We start from the raw sequence: 17332 nt of genomic DNA, 5'->3' as shown, positions 1-17332 counted from the left end.
AATGCTCAATAGCGTGAGTCAGGGATCACCGCGCCGCGCCCGTACCCGGATGTCGCCCCAGGAGCGCCGACGCCAGCTGCTCGGCATCGGGCTGAGCAAGCTGGTGGAGCGGCCCATCCAGGACCTGTCCGTCGACGAGGTGGCCCGGGAGGCGGGCATCTCGCGGGGGCTGCTGTTCCACTACTTCCCCAGCAAGACCGCCTACCACGAGGAGGTCACGGCGGCGGCGGTGCGCCGGGTGATGCGCAACACCGCGCCGGACGAGGGGGTCACCGGCGAGGAGGGGCTCGCCCAGTTCGTACGTCGGTTCTTCGCACAGGTCGAGCGGCGCCGGGAGTTCTACCTGGCGCTGGTGTTCGGCAGCGGGGTGGTGTCCCTGGGCGGGGACCGGGTGGACAGTCTGCGGATGACCATCGCCCAGCGGGTGGTGGCCACCCTGGGGCTGGAGGAGTCGGCCGAGGGCACCGTCCACGCCTGGGCGGCCTACGTCGAGGACCGGGCGCTGCGCTGGTCGGCGCCCCCTCCGGCGGAGCGGACCCGGGGGCTGGACACGGAGGTGCGCCACTGTGTGGCGGCGTTGCGGGCGCTGCTGGCCGTCGACTGAGGGGCCCGGTCAGCGCGGGGTGGGCGGGCCGGGGGTCACGACCCGAGCAGTCGGGCGGCGTTGTGGTGGCAGACGGCCCGGAGCCAGTCCTCGCCCAGCCCGGTGTCCCGTAGGGCGTACAGGGCGTCGACGTACCGGTAGGGGATGTTGGGGAAGTCGGTGCCCAGCAGTACGCGGTCCCCGAGCTGTTCCAGCCGGGGCAGCGCGCGGCGGGGGAAGGGGCCCCACTCCTCGGTGAAGGGGGTGAAGGCCATGGTGGTGTCGAGGGTGACGTGGGGGTGCCGTTCGGCCAGGTCGAGGAACTCCTCGTACTCCGGTGCCCCGAGGTGGGCGACGACCAGCGCCAGCCGGGGGTGGCGGGCCAGCAGCCGCTCGACGGGGGCGGGGCCGGTGTGGGCGCCGGGTACCGGGCCGGAGCCGCAGTGGGTGACCACCGGTACCCCGGCTTCGGCCAACAGCCCCCAGGCGGCGTCCAGTTGGGGGTCGAGGGGGTCGAAGCGCCCGACCTGGAGGTGGCACTTGAAGACGCGGGCCCCCTGTTCCAGGGCGCGGCGTACGTCGTCCTCCGCGCTGGGTTCGGCGTAGAAGGTGGCGCTGTGCAGGCAGTCGGGGGTGCGGGCGGCGAACTCGGCGGCCCAGTCGTTGAGCCAGCGCGCCATGTCGGGCCGGTGGGGGTACAGCAGCGAGGTGAAGGCCCGTACGCCGAAGCTCCTGAGGATGTCGACCCGTCGGGGCTCGGGCAGCCGGTAGGTGATGGGCCACTCCCGTCCGATCATGGGTCCGGCGGCGTCGAAGTAAGCCCACACCTTGGCCAGTACCCGTTGGGGCATGAAGTGGGTGTGGATGTCGATGAGCCCGTCGAGGCCCAACTCCTCGCGGAACGCGGCGACTTCGGCCGCCTCCGCCGCGAGTGCGGGTTCCGTCGCGTCACTCGGGGCGTGCGCCTCCCCCATGTCGCCCTCCTCCGTCGCCGGCCGTCCGGGCCGGGCCGCTCGTTGGCCACCGCCGGCCGAGCCTACCGACCTCCCCCTTCCCCCGGTGCGGCCACCGCCGGTCGCCGCCCGCGCGTGGCCGGCCCCGATTAACGGCCGCTAACATGGCGGCGCCCCGGGGGGTGTTCGGGAGCGGTGGGGAGCCCACCGGGAGCCGTACCGCCTCCAGACCGGCCAGACGAGGACGTGACGATGAGTACCGCCTTTCCCCTGACCCGTAGACCCGACCCGCTTCCCGAGGCGGAGCGGGAGGCCGTACTGAGGGCTCCCGGGTTCGGCCGGCACTTCACCGACCACATGGCGGTGGCCACCTGGACCCCCGACCGGGGGTGGCACGGCCGCCGGATCGGTCCACGGGAGCCGTTCTCCCTGGACCCCAGCTCCGCCGTGCTCCACTACGGCCAGGAGGTTTTCGAGGGCCTCAAGGCCTACCGGCACCCCGACGGCGGCGTCCGGCTGTTCCGGCCGGAGGTCAACGCCCGCCGTTTCGCCCGGTCCGCCCGGCGGCTGGCGCTGCCGGAGCTGCCCGAGGAGGACTTCCTCGCCAGCATCGAGGAGCTGGTACGGGCCGACGAACCGTGGGTGCCCTCCCCCACCGGCGAGGAGAGCCTCTACCTGCGGCCGTTCATGTTCGCCTCCGAGGGCTTCCTCGGGGTGCGCCCGGCCACCGAGGTCACCTACGCGGTGCTGGCCAGCCCGGCCGGACCGTACTTCCCCTCGGGGGTCACCGGGGTGACCCTGTGGATCTCGACGACCTACGCCCGCGCCGCCGAGGGCGGTACCGGGCCCGCCAAGTGCGGCAGCAACTACGCGGCCGGGCTCGCCGCCCAGGTCGAGGCCCGGGAGCACGGCTGCGAGCAGGTGATGTACCTGGACAGCGCCGGCCGGGGCACCGTGGAGGAGTCCGGCACCATGAACCTGTGCCTGGTCACCTCCGAAGGGCAGTTGGTCACCCCCGAGTTGGGCACCATCCTGGAGGGCGTCACCCGCGACACCATCCTGACCCTGGCCGGCGACCACGGGCTCACCCCGGTGGAACGGCGGGTCACCCTGGAGGAGCTGCGGTCCGGGGCGGCCGACGGCACCGTCACCGAGGTCTTCGCCGCCGGCACCGCCGCCGTGGTCACCCCGGTCGTCGGGTTCCGGGGCGCCTCGGAGGAGGGCGAGTACGGGTTCACCGTCGGCGACGGCTCGCCCGGCCCGTACACCGTGGCCCTCCGCCAACACGTCACGGACATCCAGTACGGCCGGGCCGAGGACACCCACGGCTGGCTGCGCCGGGTGCTGTGACCCGTCGCGAACTCCTCGCGGTCACCCACACGCCGGTGGTGGCCGGCCCCGGTGGGCAGCCGCCGCCCCGGGCGGCGCCCCGTGCGACCGGGCGCTGTCGTGGGCGCCAGCGTCGACGGGACCCCGCGCCGTGGGCGCCGCGCCTGACTGGACCTGCCCTGTGACCCGTCGCGTCCGCCGTGCGGGCGCCATACGGGGCGCCGTGGGGATCAACGGGGCGCGGCCGGGGTGACCAGGACGACCTTGCCGACGACCGTACGGGACTCGGCGAGTTCCATCGCCCGGGCCGCCTCGGCCAACGGCACCCGGGCCGCGACCTGGGCGGTGAGCACACCGTCGGCGAGCAGCTCCAGCACGGCGGTGAGGTCCTCGCGCAGCCGGGCCTGGAAGGCCCGCCGACGCCGGTGTCCGGCCCAGATGTTGTAGAAGGTGGCGCGGCGGCCGTTGGGCGCCAGGTTCCACCACAGCAGCCGACCGAACAGGGCGAGGATCGGCGCCTTGGACGAGCCGGCCTCGTCCCTGGTCGAGGCGCTGCCGTAGGACACCAGGGTGCCGCCGGGGGCCAGCAGCCGCCAGGAGTCCACGATGCCGGGGCCGCCGATGTGGTCGAACACCGCGTCGACGCCGGCCGGGGCGAGGGCGCGAACCCTCGCGTTGAGGTCGGGGTCGCGGTAGTCCACGGGTTCGGCGCCCAGCGCCCGTACCGCCTCGGCGTGCCGGGGTGAGCAGGTGCCGATGACCCGGACGCCGGCGTGCCGGGCGAGTTGGACCAGGGTGCTGCCCACGCCGCCGTTCGCCCCGTGCACCAGGATCGTCTGGCCGGGACGGATGGCGGCCCGGCGGTGCAGCATCGACCAGGCGGTGATGCCGTTCACCACCAGGGTCTCGGCCTCGGCCGGGTCGACGCCCTCGGGTACGGGCACCAGGTCGGCGGCGTCCAGCAGCAGGGCCTCGGTCCAGGCGCCGACCTTGGTCAGCGCGGCGACCCGGCGGCCGACCAGGGAGGGGTCCGCGCCCTCACCCACGGCGGCGACCACTCCCACGCAGTCGTAGCCGGGCACGAAGGGGAACGGCGGCTGGTCGAAGTACTTGCCCCGACGCATCTGTTGTTCGGCGAACGAGACGCCGCTGGCCTCCACGCGTACCAGCGCCTGCCCCGGTCCGGGCGGGCCGACCGTCCGTCGGCGGGTACGCAGGCCGGAGGGCTCCACCACTCCGGGCAGGACGATCTCGGTGGCCGTCACGTCAGCGGCGCGGCCGGCGCGGTCGAGCGAGGGGGTGTGGTTCCTCATGACGGATCTCCTTCGTAACTGACTGGTCAATCACTTGTCGGGGCCGAAGAGAACGGGCCCTGTCCGGGCCCGCTCGAAAGGGCTCCCACCCGGTGCGACCTCGACGCACCGGGGCGGTTCCTACGGCGCGGTGTCCTCCGGGTCCACCGGTTCCACGTGGCGTATGCCGGCGGTGAGCACCCCCACCCACGGCTCGTCCAGCCGCTCCAGACCGGTGGTGACGATCAGATGGCACAACTGGCCGGTGGCCATGAACCGTTGGACCTCGACGTCCTCGGCCCCCGACCTGCTCCGCACCGCCTCCACCATGCCGCCCAGCCCCCGCTGCACGGCCTGCCGAATCTCCGGCACCTCGCAGGCGCTCTGGGCGTGCACCTGGAGCATCATCAGGTCCCGGTCGGCGATGAGTTCGGCGTACGCCTGCCCCATCGCCGACAGCACCTCCTCGGGGGAGTCCCCCTCGGCGCGGTCGGCACCCTCCAGTACGGCCGTACGGACCCTCTCGTGGCAGTGCTCCAGGGCGGCGACGAACAGCCCCAACTTGTCGCGGAACAGCCGGAACACATAGGCCGGGGAGATGCCCGCCGCCGAGGCCACCTCGGTCACCGGAGTGGCGTGGTACCCGGTCCTCGCGAACGCGCCCACGGCCGCCCGCACCACCCGCGCCCGTTGCGCCTCCGCGGTCGAGCGCGCGCCCGACGTCTGCCTCACCTGGTCCGTACTCATGTGAGTGATTGAACACTCACAACCGTCGCCTGTCAACGCCAGACCCCGGAGACCTGAACCACCGGGGCCCCAACCACCCGCTCCACCAGGGAAGTCGAGCCCGTCCCGGCCGAGGGACAAGGCCGGGCGCCCCCACCTGGTGAGGGCTCCCTACATCGCGCCCCTGCCGGTGGAGGGAGCACGGGTGGACGGCGGGCCCTGCCGCCGAAGGGCGGGCCGTGGCGGGTACGGGGACGGTCACGCGCGGGAGGCGACCAGCCTGAGCGCGGCCTCCCGTGCCCGGTCGGCCGCCGCCGGCCCGCGTACCGGGTCCGGCGCCTCGGAGAGGAAGACCAGCGCCAGCATCAGGGCGGCGTCCAGCCGGGCCACCCACAGGCGGGGGTCACCCTCCGACGGCACCTCCGCCCACCGCCCGTAGCCCCTGCGGACCGCCTCCGGGTCGAGACCGTTCTCCGGGTGGCGGGCGTACTCGGCCAGCCGCCCGAACTCCAACGGGGCGGGCCCCAGCAGGGCGTTCGACCAGTCCAGCAGGGCGTCGACCCGCCCCTGCCGGGACCGGAGGTTGTCGGCGCGGACGTCGAGGTGGAGGAGGCCGCCCGCCGGGAGGTCGCCGAGGCGGCCGGCGACGAGGGACGCGTCCGGTGGGCCGGGCCAGTCGTCCACCCACCGGCCGACCTCGGCCCAACGGCGCCCGATACGCGCGGTGACCGCCCTCGCGGTGGACACCCCCTCCGCCGCGACGGGAACCAGGCGCGGCGGCGGCACCCGGTGGAGGCGCGCCAGCAGCTCCCCGAGCGCGACGGGGTCGGGGGGCGAACCGTCGTCGGGGACGTACTCGGACAGCAGCACGTCCGGGCCGACCCCCTCCGCCAGCACCAGTTCCCTCGGTCGGGCGACGGGCAGACCGTGGGCGGCCAGGTGTCGCGCGATCCGGTACTCCTGCGTCAGGAGCGCCCGGGTGTCGACGTGGGGGTCGTTGGCGTTCGCCTCGTACCGCCCCCGCGCGACCCGTACGGCGACGGGGCGACCGTCGCGCCCCCGGGCACGGTAGACGGAGAACTCCAGCCCCCTGCCCACCAGTTGCGGGTCACTCAGACCCCGCCGTTCGGCGAGGTCCTCCCATCCGGCGAAACACCCAGCGGTCACGCGCGCCCCCGAGGTCGTGTGGTCGTCGACACCACTCTGCCCGGCGCCGAGGAGAACGCGGGGTGACCTGTCCCGGCGAAAGCCGAACCACGAGAAGCGATCGACCCGGGTGGTGCGGACGGTGGGTGAGGGGACGGGTGGAGACGGCCAACGTCCGGCCCCTCCACCCGTCCGAGAGATCCACCGGGCAGCGTGCTCTGAGGGCATCACTGGCGGGGGCCGGGCCGGCACGCCGGGGTGGCCACCCCGCCCGGCCGCTTCCGCCGTACCCGCGCTCACGCGGTGGCGACGGTCGGCGGACGTCCTCGCAGTCCGGGAGCGAGCGCCAGGGTGACGGTGACGGAGGCGACGGCCATGGCCGTCATCGCGAGCGCGGGGGTGGTGAGTTCGGCGACGGCACCCGCGAGGAGGGCGCCGACTCCCTGAAGGGTGAGCATCCCGGAGGAGTGCAGGCCGAGGGCCTGGCCGCTCAGTTCGTCGGGCGTCAGCAGCATCAGGCGTTCCTGGAGCAGCAGGCTCGCCGCGAAGCCGACGGAGGACAGGGTGACAGCGGCCAACGCGAGGGGAAGCCCCGGTTCCGTGAAGAACAACAGATACGGCACGGCGAGCAGCAACCGCAGGGGGGCGCCGAGGCGTTCCCGCCAGCGCAGCGGGAGGAAACGCCCGGCGAGCACGTCGCCGACGAACATACCGAGCGCGGCACACGCGAAGAGCGTTCCCGCGTGTGCGGGGGCATAGGAGACGTAGAGGGATTCGCAGCCCACGACGAGTCCGTTGGGCACCCACAGCGCCAGGTAGACGTAGCGCCGGGGCACGGAGGACCACAGCCGTACGTTGACCCGCCAGGTGGCGGCGGCCGACGGGCGACCGACGGCCCGGGGCGGGCGGTCGGTGAGGCCGAGGCGGGCGACGGCCACGGCGGCCACGTACAGCGACGCGCCGACGAGCAGCGCGCCACGTGGCGACAGCCAGACGACGAGGACGCCGCCGAGGGCGTAGCCGGAGACCTGAAGGATGCCGGCGGCCATGTTGAACACCGAACGCCCCAGCAGGTAGCCGTCCCTGGTGAGGATTTCGTTGAGCAGTCCGTAGCGGAGCCCGCCTCCGACGGAGGCGATCAGCCCCTGGACCGCCAGGACCGCGAAGACCGCCCACACCGGCAGCCCCGGAACGGCCTGGACGGCGACGGCCACCGCGAAAGCCAGGGTGATCCTGGTCATCGCGGTGCGTGGGCGGAGCCGGTCGGCGGCCGACAGCAGGGTGGCCGCGCCGACGACCTGCGCGAGGGAGGGCCCGAACATGGCGAGGGCGGAGAGCAGTGGGGAGCCGGTGGTGGAGTGGACCAGGGTGCCGAGGGCCAGTCCGCTCACCGTGGAGGCGGCTACCGACAGTGCGCTGGTGGCGAAGAGCGGTACGAACTCCGGGGTGCGGAACAGTTCTCGGTAGGTGCGCATGACGGGGAGTGTCCGAGGGGTCGCCGGGGCGGGGTTAGTGTTTCGCGCGGAGGCGAAACGATGGGACTGTGGCTGCTGGACGCGGACACCCTGGCGCGCGGCCGGTTCGTGATCTCGCCCTTGTCCGAGACCGTGGCCGCCCTGATCGACCTGGAGGAGGCCGTCGCCTCCCACCCGGCGCGGCGGAAGTGGTTGGCGGCCCATCTGCCCGCCTACCGCGAGCGGTTGGCCCGCGACCCGGTCGCGGCGGCCGTGGTGCGAGCCGGGCTCCGGTACGGCTGGATCGCCGACTTCCTCACCCCGGTCCCGGTGGGCGACGGCGTACCGCACGTCGACGAGGAACTGCGGCGCGTGAGAACCACGCCGCCCGCGACCGCCCGCGCCGACCTGGTGACCGCGCTGGGGGGCGGCTCCCTCGCCGGCGCGCTGCGCCGCGACGACCTCCCCGAACGCTCAGCCGCCCTGCTGGAGTGGGTGTGGACCCGGACCGTGCTGCCCGACTGGGAGCGGCGCCGCCGCGTCCTGGAGGCCGATGTCGTCTCCCGCACCCGGCAGTTGAGCGACGGCGGCTGGGCCACGGCCCTCGACGGTCTACGCCCCCGCACCCGCTGGCTGGGCGAGGGCCGACTGCGGATCAACGCGCACGACCTCCCACCCCGCGACATCGCCGGCGCGCAGCTCCTGTTCGTCCCCGTCACCCCGAGCCGTGGCTGGGTGACCTGGGACGAGCCCCACCGGTACGCCCTGGTGTACCCCTGCTCGGGCGTACTGTCCGGGGAGGAGGACCGTTCGACGCCCCAGGCACTGGGCGCCCTGCTCGGGGCGGGGCGGGCGCGGATCCTCGCCCTCCTGGGCACACCGATGAGCACCACCCAGCTGGTGGCCCTGACCGGGCTGTCCCTGGGCTCGGTGGGACGGCATCTGAGGATCCTGCTGGACGCGGGCCTCCTCCGACGTCGCCGCGCGGGGCGGTCGGTGCTGTACTACCGGACCGAGGCGGGCGATGTGCTGGTCGAGACGGTCCGGCACGACCGGTCACCGCCCGATGGCGCGGCGCCCTCTCCCCAGCCACGGTCACCGTAGGCCCGTGACCTGGTGGTTCGGGCGGGCAACCCGGCCGGGCGCGGTCGCGGGTCGGCTGGGAACGGGGCCGCGCGGCGGGTCGGCCGAGGGCGGCCGGCACGCACGGCCGGGCCCCACTCCGTGACCTCAGACACTCCTGCAAGCGAAGCGCTTGCAATTGTTAGCAGGCGGGTGCACCCTTGCGGACATGGCCTCACTGAACGGACTGGGCGAGTTCCTGCGGGAGCAGCGGCGGACGGCGAAGTTGTCGTTGCGGCAACTCGCTGACGCCGCCGGGGTGTCCAATCCGTACCTGAGCCAGATCGAGCGGGGGCTGCGCAAGCCCAGCGCGGAGATCCTGCAACAGCTGGCGAAGGCGTTGCGGATCTCGGCCGAGACGCTCTATGTGCAGGCCGGGATTCTGGACGAACGGGAGCGGGAGGAACTCGCGGTGCCGGCGGCGGTGCTCGCCGACCCGACGATCACCGAGCAGCAGAAGCAGGCGCTGCTCCAGATCTACACCTCCTTCCGGGAGCAGAACGGCCACAACCCGGCGCAGCGGGAGGGGAGTTCGGCGAAGGCGGCGAACCCCGGGGAGCCCTCGGACGGCGACCTCGACCCGGCCGGCCCCTCGAACGGGAGTCGGGGCCCTGACAACGCCACGGGGACCGAGATGCGGCGCGAGGGCGGATGAGCGCGGTAGAACGCGTACATCGCCAACTCGGAACGTAAGCAAGCGAACACAGACAGACGTAGAGCCACAGGGAGGGTTCCCATGCCCATCGCCAACGACATCCGCAAGTCCCTCAGCGACCCGACCCCGCTGTACTTCGCGGCCGGGGTGATCGACAAGATCCGCGAGGAGGCTCCCGGGCGCATCGCCGCCGTGCGGGCCACCGACACCAAGGAACTCCAGGACAAGTTCAACCAGCAGGCCAAGGCCACCCAGGCGCGGGTCTCCGGGGTGCTGGACGACCTGGACGCGGACCTGAAGAAGCTGCGTGAGCAGGCGCAGACCCTCGCTCTGCAGAGCGTCGGGGTGGCGGCGGAGTACGCGGTGAAGGCCCGGGAGGCCTACGACGACCTGGCCCAGCGCGGCCGGGGCGCGGTGCGTACCTGGCGGGGCGAGGAGGAGGCCCCGTCGGTGACCGTGGAGCGTGAGCCGGTCACCGTGGTGGAGCCCCGGGTGGCCCAGGAGCCCACCGGTGCCGGCACCAAGAGCGGGAGCGCCACCGCCTCGGGTGCCACCAAGCCGGCGAACGGCACCAAGGCCGGGTCGACCACCGGTTCCAGTGGTGGGGCGACCACCCGGAAGGCCACCGCCAAGAAGGCCACCGGCACCCGGAAGACCACCCCGAAGTCGACCGGTACCACCAACAAGGCCGGTGCCACCGACAAGGCGACGACGGCCAAGGCCACCAAGAAGACCGGCGGTCAGAACACCTCCTCCTGACCCTCACCCACTGGTCCCCGTACCGGGACCGGTGGTGACGCCGGGCCGCCCCCGCACTCCGGTGCCGGGCGGTCCGGCGTCACCGTTTCCGGGCCGTTTCCGCGCCCCGTCCGCCGCCGCCTCCGTGCCGTGTTCGCGCCGTGTTCGCGCCGTGTTCGCGGTATGTCGGCGGTATGTCGGTGGCGGCCCCGGTACGGGCGGCGTGCCCGGCGGTCGGGGCGGGTACGGTGGCAGAAGCCAGATGGAGCCGGAGGTGCCTCGCACGATGGAAAGCCCGCTGATTCAGAACGTCTACAGCCTGTTCGGCTGGCTGGTGCTGGCCATGTTCCTGTTCGCCGTCTTCTGCTTCGTGGACGCGCTGATCCGGCGGGAGGACGCCTTCCGGGCCACGGACAAGCAGACCAAGGTCTTCTGGCTGATCATGCTGGGCGTGGTGATGGTGGTCCATCTGCTGCCCCTCGGGCTGTTCTTCCTCCAGATCGCCGGGTTGATCGCCAACATCGTCTACATGGTGGACGTACGTCCCGCCGTGCGGGAGGTCAGCCGGGGACGGGGCAGCGGCGGCTGGGGCCGGCGCGGCGGTTCCAGCAGTGACGGACCGTACGGGCCCTTCAACGGGCGCTGACCCGGGCCGGACGGCCCCTGGCGCGAGGCGCCCCGGCTTCCCGGAGGCCGCTTCAGCTCTCCAGCAGCAGGGCGGCCATGTCGTCGGTGAGTTCGCCCCCGTTCAGCTGGTGCACCTCCGACAGCACGGCGTCCAGCAGCCGTTCGCCCCTGGTGCCCTCGGCCATGGTGCCGGCCACCAGTTCCACCAGGCCCTCCTGCCCCAGTCGGGCGCGGCCCTCGCCGACGTGCCCCTCGATGAGGCCGTCGGTGTACATCAGCAGCGCCCAGTCGTGGTCCAGGGTGACCGGTTCGCAGGTCCACTCGTACGCCGGCAGCAGGCCCAGCGCCGGACCGCTGTTGCGGTAGCTCAGCGCGCGCACCCCGCCCCGGCCGTCGGCCAGCAGGGGTGAGGGGTGGCCGGCCAGGCAGACCTGGGCGGCGCCCTGGTCCGGGTCGATGTCCACGGTGCACAGGGTCGCGAAGATCTCCTCGCTGGACCGCTCGTGTTCCAGCACCTGCTGGAGGGTGCCGAGCAGGTGTTCCCCGCTGAGTCCGGCGAAGGTCAGGGTCCGCCAGGCGATGCGCAGTTCGACCCCGAGGGCGGCCTCGTCCGGGCCGTGGCCGCACACGTCACCGATCATGGCGTGCACGGTGCCGTCCGGGGTACGCACGGTGTCGTAGAAGTCGCCGCCGAGCAGGGCTCTCTCCCGCCCGGGGCGGTACCGGGAGGCGAACCTCAGCCGGGAGCCGTCCAGCAGGGGGGTGGGCAGCAGTCCCCGTTCCAGTCGGGCGTTCTCCTGGGCGTGCAGCCGTGACTCGGTCAGTTGCCGTTGGGCGAGGTCGGCCCGCTTGCGTTCCACCGCGTAGCGGATCACCCGGTTCAGCAGCCGGCCGTCCAACTCGTCGCGGAACAGGTAGTCCTGGGCGCCCACCCGTACGGCCTCGGCGGCCAGTTCGGCGTCGCTGCCGTCGGCGAGGGCCAGCACCGCGTGCCGGGGTGCCATCCGCAGCACCCTGCGCAGGGTCGCCAACTCGTCGGTGTCCGGCTCCTGTTGGGCGGCGGGCGCCTCGGCGGACTCGGGCGTACCGGCGGCCTGCGCCCCGTGTTCCGGCAGCGCCAGGTCCAGCAGGATGCAGTGCACGTCGTCGGTCAGCAGCCGCTCGACCTCGGTGAGGTTGCGGGCGGTACGGACACGGGCCGGCTTGCCGGTCGGGTCCAGCATCTCCGGCAGGTCGAGGGTGCGCTCCGGGTCGTCCTCCACCACCAGCAGGGTCAACGGTGAGGGGAGGGCGGACGGCGCGTGGGGCGCGGCCTCGGGATCGGTGGACTGCCGGGGTATGGCCCGTAGGGGCTTGGCCGTGGTCTCACCTCGCCGCACAGGCATACGCATCGCTCCGTTCCTCTTCCTTCCCCGAGCCCCTCCCCCGAGCGGCACCGTTCCGGTCGCCGTGCGTCGGTGGCGCGGCTCGTCCCTGGATCGGGGAAGCACAGGTGTGACGCGCACCGTCTTTCGCGGGTGACCATAACGGCACCGGGGCTTCGGAGGGAATGCCCCCTCACAGGCCGTGGGCATATGCCCCTGGTCAACGGGCAGTTGAGGCCCGAACATGACCAAGGTCACCTTCACCAAGCACCCACAGGGTGCCCACCGAACCTCTCACACCCCCCGATCGGTGACCGAGCCAGGGCACCGGCAACGAGGACCCCACGACTCCCCCACGAGGACGGGCCCGCGTCGCGGGGGAGGACCTCGGCGTACCGGCCCGGGCGTCAACCAGCCCTGGGGCGACCGGTTCAAAGTCCCCCTCGGAGGAGGGGAGTTGCTCGATGTGAGGGCCACACGAAGGGCGGCGTACGCGGGTTGACCGGCGTGAGAAGTGCGGCGGCGCGGTGGTTTCCGTGTTCATCGCGCCGGGTGGAGCTGCTGAACGGGGGCGCCGCGGTGTTGCATGAGGTCCCGGAGTTCGGAGAGCGGACGCCGCGCCGTGTAGGTGAACGGGCGGTGCGGCTCGCTTCCCGACGCTTCCGCCCACCCCCCCCCTGGGCCCGCCCCAGGGCGGATGTGCGGGGCGGCCCCAGCCCGGATCGGGACCGGAGTCGCGAGACCACACCGAACAGTTCCTGGAAGGCGCCATGAGCATGACCTTGAGGAGCCGTCCGCAGGCAACGGCTCCAGCGGCCCCCGTGAGTTCCGTGCGGCGGAGCCGAGGTGGTCGGCACACAGGCGGAAGGAGCGGCCCCGTCCGCACCGTGCACGGGCGGGTTCTCCCCTGGGACACGGGGGTGCTCCGCTCCGTGGTGTCCTCCTCACGTGGGTGGACGGTCGTACTGGCCGCGGTGCTCACGACGGTGGGCTGTTCGAGCTCCCCGGAGTACCGACCGCCGAAGTCCACCCCGACGCCGTCCAGTTCTCCGAGTGCCACCAAGGCCTCGGCTTTCTGCCTCGGCCTCTCCACCTACGAGGTGCACGTCGTCTTCTTCCGGGCCGAGGTGGCCAAAGCCCTCCACGGAAATCCGCTGGACATGAAGGACCTGCGGCGCAGGGCCACGATGATCTCTTACCTAGCCAAGCCGATGAAGGCCAGCACACCACCGGAGGTCGCCGACGACTTCCGTGTGGTGAACAAGGCGGTCGACACCACGGCGGGCAGGCTGAAGGCGGGTGCGCGGGTCAAGGACATCGTCGACCCGGTGTACAACGAGCGCGTCAAGGCCGCCACTGACGCGCTGAACCGGTACGAGTGCGAAGGACAGGCCCGTTGACGGCCAAGCACGGCCCCACCACCCCCGGACGCCGGGGCACCGACTGCGGAAGGGCGTGGCACTTGGCGGTGCCACCGGCGAACTTGACGTGCGCTGCTTGGACTTGGGATGAGACTCCGTGGGAGTCCGTACCGTCCGGGCGCGGGGCAGCGCGGCCGTCGCCGCGCTGGAGAACGGCAGCGCCAGCGCCGAGCGAGTCGCCGTCACGCGCGCCGAGTGGGAAGTCACTCACGGGCCGGCTCCCACCACAGCGCGGACAGCTCTTCGGCTGATGGTCGACACGGTCCGCCGGATGACCGCCGCCCTCCAGCACGTACAGGCGTCACCCGCGACGACTACGAACTCGCCACCGGGACGAGGTGCCGTGATGTCCCCGGACCGCCCTGACGGGCGCACACCGCCCGACGGCGGCTCGCGGTCCTGCCGTCTGGATCGGGCCCGGACGAGGGGCGGTGACGGTCAGCCCACCACCATCCACGTCGCCCGCACCGGTGGCGCGCACGTCACCGCGGCCGACGTCCGGTGGATGCACGACCGTCTCGACCCCCGGGAGGACCAGTGACCGGCATCGTCATCATCGCCTCCGTCGTCGCGGTCGCCGTCGGCTGGTCCCTGTGGAGAGTGGCAACGGACCCAACGCTGACCATCTGGCCCGTTGTCTTCGCCGAGCTCGGCTTCATCCAGATTCCCGTCAGCGGTGTGATCTGGCACGACCACCCAGCTCTGGCCGTGTTCACCTGGGCTATGGGCGTCTTCCACTGCGGGCTCTCCGTTCACCTCTACCGGCGTCCGCCTCCCAGCCCCCCAACAGACGACCAGACCCGATGAAGGGTCCCAGGGTGTGTCGTTCGGATGTTGGGAGATCAGGGAGCGCGTTCTGGTGTGGTGGGCCGTGGGGCACAGCAGGGCGGAGGAGGAGTCGATGCAGCGCATCGGCGGCAGCGGCCCACGGCGACCTACAGCGACAACGCGGCGAGGTGCGGCACGCTCGGTGACACCGCACGCGAGCCTCGCGGTGATCCGAACGACACACCCTAGTCCGGGCGTACCACGCCCAGGATCGGCAGCGAACCGGCTCCGGCGAGGGTGATCTGCCGGCCGGTGCGCGGGGCGTGGACCATGGAGCCCTTGCCCACGTACATCCCGACATGGCTGGCGTCGCTCTTGTAGATGATCAGGTCCCCGGGGCGCATCTCGGCGATCGGTACCCGTTCCAGCAGCCGCCACTGTTCCTGGGAGGTACGCGGAATCCGTACCCCGGCGGACTCCCAGGCGCGCAGCATCAGTCCCGAGCAGTCGTAGGTGAGCGGGCCCTCGGCGCCCCACTCGTAGTCCTTGCCGATCTGGTCGGTGGCGAAGCCGATGGCCTTGGCGCCCTTCTTGGACGCGCGGTCGCTGATCTCGTCCAGGATCCCGGACTCCAGCCACTTGGCCTGGCGGGCCTTGGCGGTCTTGTCCTCCAGCCGGAGCAGCTTCTTCAACTCGTCGGCGGCCAGCTGGGATTCCAGCTTCCTGGCCTCCTTGAGCCGGCTGTTGATCTTCTTCTTGGCGGACGCCTTCCGTTTGCGGTTGGCCTCCAGCTGCTTCCACTTGCCGCTGGCCTTCTTGGCGTTGGCGTCCAACTGCTTCTTGATGCCGCCGAGTTCGGTGATCACACCCCGGGTGGCGCGCTGTCCCTTGCGGAGCAGTCCGGCGTCCCGCAGGAAGGTGACCGGGTCGTCCTCCAGCATCAGCTGGGCCTCGGCCGGCATCCCGCCGTTGCGGTACTGGGCACGGGCCATGGCCCCGGCCGACAGGTTCAGGCGGGACAGTTCGCCCTCGGCCGTACGTACCTTCTTCCGCAGCCGGTCGTAGGCCTTCCGCTGCTTCTTGGCCTTCTCCTCGGCCTTGTTGTACGCCTCGGTGGCGGAGCCGGCCTCGTCGTGCAGCCGTTCCACCTGGGCGCGGATGCGCTCCAGGCGCTGCTCGCCGGGTGAGGGCTGAGGCTGCCCGCCGGGGGTCAGCCCCTCGGGGGACTCGGGGGACGGGCTGGGCGGGGGCTTCACGGGGGCGGCCTGGGCAGCCACCGGGGTGGCCAGCAGCAGACCCATGGCACAGGCGACCACCAGGGTCGTGTTCCGGCGACCGGCCCGATCCGCGCGCTGTCCCATCCGATCCGCCCCCTTCAGTTCCGACTCTCGCGGATATTGCCACGTTACGGCCGGCCATGACAGAGGCGTTGGGTGGTTCCGGGGCGTCAACTACCCCCACGAACGGGGAAGATGGGGACGGAACACCCCGACCGAGGGGTCCCGGACACCGCCTCGGCCCGACGCTCGTACGGTGCCGCCCCTCCCCCACGGGCGGGAACCAGCCAGCCCCGTCACCTCCGCCGCGAGGCCCCCCGGGGTACGGTCCGGGCGGCTCCGGGACCCCCCGGGGCAAGGCCAGGGGAGGCCGGGGGACACCCTCGGGCCGGGCACCAGGAGCCGGGCGTACCCGGGAGGCGGGGCGGCCGGGAGGGGCCCGGGAGCGGGGCGGTAACCGGACCGAGACCAGGGCCACGGGGTTGACGGTTGAGGTTCACCTCGCGTTCACCCGGCCCCGTTGGCCACTTCACTTGATCTGCTTAATTTCGGCAGCGTGAAGAGCGCGTCGCCCACCCGGGCACGCCACAGCCAGTGGGCTGGACCCAGCGGTCCGACCGCCACCCCGTCGAGGGGCCGGTGGGCCGAGGACAGCGCACGACCCGTGCACAACCCACCGTCCCCACGCCGACCTGGCCGGCGACCTGGAAGGAACTGAACGAAGTGAAGCTTCAGCGCACCAACCGGCTTCGCGGGATCGCCGTGGGCGCTCTCGCGGTCACCGGAGCCTTGGTACTCACCGCCTGCGGTTCGGACGACAACTCCGGCGGCGGCGAGAAGAGCCCGGCGGCCAGCAACATCAAGTGCGAGGGCAAGGGCAAGCTTCTGGCCTCGGGTTCCAGCGCCCAGAAGAACGCGGTGGACCTGTGGACCAAGAACTACATGGCCGCCTGCGGCGACACCCAGATCAACTACAAGGACATCGGTTCCGGCGGCGGAATCCAGGAGTGGCTCCAGGGCACCACCGCCTTCGCCGGCTCCGACTCCGCGCTGAAGCCGGACGAGGTGGCCAACTCCAAGAAGGTCTGCAAGACCGGTCAGGGCGTCAACATCCCGATGCTGGGCGGGCCCGTGGCCATCGCCTACAACCTGCCCGGCGTGAAGGACCTGGTGCTGGACGCTCCCACCATCGCCAAGATCTTCGACTCCAAGATCAAGAAGTGGGATGACGCGGCGATCAAGAAGCTCAACCCCGACGCCAAGCTCCCCTCCTCCGACATCCAGGCCTTCCACCGCTCGGACGAGTCCGGCACCACCCAGAACCTCGGCAAGTACCTGGGCACCACCGCCAAGTCCGACTGGGGCTACGAGGACGAGAAGTCCTGGCCCGCCAAGGGCGGCCAGTCCGCGTCCGGCTCCTCCGGTGTGGCCCAGCAGGTGAAGCAGACCGAGGGCGCCATCGGCTACTTCGAGCTGTCGTACGCCACCAGCAACAAGCTGAGCACCGTCAAGGTCGACACCGGTGCCGCCGACCCGGTGGAGGCCACCACCGACAACGCGTCCAAGGCCATCGCGGACGCCAAGGTCGTCGGCAAGGGCAAGGACCTGGCACTGGAGCTGAACTACGGCACCAAGGCCGACGGCGCGTACCCGATCATCCTGGTCACCTACGAGATCGCCTGCGACAAGGGCAACAAGAAGGAGACCCTGGACGCCACCAAGAGCTTCCTGACCTACACCGCCAGCGAGGACGGTCAGTCCACCCTCAGCGACAACGGCTACGCCCCGCTGCCGCCGGAGATCGCCGAGAAGGTGCGGAAGCTGATCCCGACCCTCTCCTGACCCAGCCCGCCGGGTCCGGCACACCACCGGACCCG

The 17332-nt window shown here is 72.2% G+C and carries 17 protein-coding genes; 10 read left to right on the top strand and 7 right to left on the bottom strand.

The window, feature by feature from the left end:
• The first annotated feature begins 13 nt into the window (after positions 1-13).
• Entirely contained in the window at positions 14-604 is a 591-nt protein-coding gene (locus tag ABZT14_RS13765; RefSeq protein ID WP_356300951.1) for a TetR/AcrR family transcriptional regulator, read from the top strand.
• A gap of 35 nt (positions 605-639) precedes the next feature.
• Here ABZT14_RS13765 and ABZT14_RS13760 read toward each other — a convergent pair whose 3' ends face one another.
• On the bottom strand, positions 640-1557 hold the full coding sequence (locus ABZT14_RS13760) for an amidohydrolase family protein (RefSeq protein WP_356300948.1): 918 nt from the start codon (positions 1555-1557) through the stop codon (positions 640-642).
• Between the two features lie 231 nt (positions 1558-1788).
• Between ABZT14_RS13760 and ABZT14_RS13755 the strand changes: the two genes are divergently transcribed.
• Positions 1789-2886, top strand: coding sequence for a branched-chain amino acid aminotransferase (locus ABZT14_RS13755; RefSeq protein WP_356300945.1), 1098 nt, complete (start codon positions 1789-1791; stop codon positions 2884-2886).
• 209 nt (positions 2887-3095) lie between these two features.
• Here ABZT14_RS13755 and ABZT14_RS13750 read toward each other — a convergent pair whose 3' ends face one another.
• The 4 genes from ABZT14_RS13750 to ABZT14_RS13735 form a co-directional block, all read right to left on the bottom strand.
• Complete coding sequence (locus ABZT14_RS13750; RefSeq protein WP_356300942.1) at positions 3096-4178, bottom strand: medium chain dehydrogenase/reductase family protein; 1083 nt, start codon at positions 4176-4178, stop codon at positions 3096-3098.
• 120 nt (positions 4179-4298) lie between these two features.
• Positions 4299-4904: a TetR/AcrR family transcriptional regulator gene (locus ABZT14_RS13745; RefSeq protein WP_356300941.1), complete on the bottom strand. Its 606-nt coding sequence runs from the start codon at positions 4902-4904 to the stop codon at positions 4299-4301.
• Between the two features lie 237 nt (positions 4905-5141).
• Positions 5142-6050: an aminoglycoside phosphotransferase family protein gene (locus ABZT14_RS13740; protein ID WP_356300938.1), complete on the bottom strand. Its 909-nt coding sequence runs from the start codon at positions 6048-6050 to the stop codon at positions 5142-5144.
• 275 nt (positions 6051-6325) lie between these two features.
• Positions 6326-7504, bottom strand: coding sequence for an MFS transporter (locus ABZT14_RS13735; protein ID WP_356300936.1), 1179 nt, complete (start codon positions 7502-7504; stop codon positions 6326-6328).
• A gap of 60 nt (positions 7505-7564) precedes the next feature.
• Here ABZT14_RS13735 and ABZT14_RS13730 point away from each other — a divergent pair, with 60 nt between their 5' ends.
• The 4 genes from ABZT14_RS13730 to ABZT14_RS13715 all read left to right on the top strand — a co-directional run bounded on the left by ABZT14_RS13730 (position 7565) and on the right by ABZT14_RS13715 (position 10644).
• Positions 7565-8587, top strand: coding sequence for a helix-turn-helix domain-containing protein (locus ABZT14_RS13730; RefSeq protein ID WP_356300933.1), 1023 nt, complete (start codon positions 7565-7567; stop codon positions 8585-8587).
• Between the two features lie 187 nt (positions 8588-8774).
• Entirely contained in the window at positions 8775-9260 is a 486-nt protein-coding gene (locus ABZT14_RS13725; protein WP_356300930.1) for a helix-turn-helix transcriptional regulator, read from the top strand.
• A gap of 81 nt (positions 9261-9341) precedes the next feature.
• A complete protein-coding gene (locus ABZT14_RS13720) occupies positions 9342-10019 on the top strand; it encodes a hypothetical protein (protein ID WP_356300927.1) in 678 nt (225 codons plus the stop codon).
• Between the two features lie 265 nt (positions 10020-10284).
• A complete protein-coding gene (locus ABZT14_RS13715) occupies positions 10285-10644 on the top strand; it encodes a DUF2516 family protein (protein WP_356300924.1) in 360 nt (119 codons plus the stop codon).
• 52 nt (positions 10645-10696) lie between these two features.
• Here the strand turns inward: ABZT14_RS13715 and ABZT14_RS13710 are convergent, their stop codons facing one another.
• Positions 10697-12016 (bottom strand): SpoIIE family protein phosphatase, encoded by a 1320-nt coding sequence (locus ABZT14_RS13710; protein WP_356300921.1) that lies wholly within the window; start codon positions 12014-12016, stop codon positions 10697-10699.
• A gap of 947 nt (positions 12017-12963) precedes the next feature.
• Here ABZT14_RS13710 and ABZT14_RS13705 point away from each other — a divergent pair.
• The 3 genes from ABZT14_RS13705 (at position 12964) to ABZT14_RS13695 (ending at position 14217) form a co-directional block, all read left to right on the top strand.
• Positions 12964-13389 (top strand): hypothetical protein, encoded by a 426-nt coding sequence (locus tag ABZT14_RS13705; RefSeq protein WP_356300918.1) that lies wholly within the window; start codon positions 12964-12966, stop codon positions 13387-13389.
• A gap of 367 nt (positions 13390-13756) precedes the next feature.
• On the top strand, positions 13757-13951 hold the full coding sequence (locus ABZT14_RS13700; protein ID WP_356300915.1) for a hypothetical protein: 195 nt from the start codon (positions 13757-13759) through the stop codon (positions 13949-13951).
• Positions 13948-14217: a hypothetical protein gene (locus ABZT14_RS13695; RefSeq protein WP_356300913.1), complete on the top strand. Its 270-nt coding sequence runs from the start codon at positions 13948-13950 to the stop codon at positions 14215-14217. The genes ABZT14_RS13700 and ABZT14_RS13695 overlap by 4 nt, the downstream gene beginning before the upstream one ends.
• 206 nt (positions 14218-14423) lie before the next feature.
• Here the strand turns inward: ABZT14_RS13695 and ABZT14_RS13690 are convergent, their stop codons facing one another.
• Positions 14424-15539, bottom strand: a complete 1116-nt coding sequence (locus tag ABZT14_RS13690; protein ID WP_356300910.1) for an NlpC/P60 family protein — start codon at positions 15537-15539, stop codon at positions 14424-14426.
• 639 nt (positions 15540-16178) lie between these two features.
• Between ABZT14_RS13690 and pstS the strand changes: the two genes are divergently transcribed.
• Entirely contained in the window at positions 16179-17297 is a 1119-nt protein-coding gene (gene pstS, locus ABZT14_RS13685) for a phosphate ABC transporter substrate-binding protein PstS (RefSeq protein ID WP_356300907.1), read from the top strand.
• The last annotated feature ends 35 nt before the right edge of the window (positions 17298-17332 follow it).

This window comes from Streptomyces sp. NPDC005438 (assembly GCF_040606315.1).
Classification (GTDB): domain Bacteria; phylum Actinomycetota; class Actinomycetes; order Streptomycetales; family Streptomycetaceae; genus Streptomyces.
This window is presented reverse-complemented; position numbering and strand designations above follow the sequence as displayed.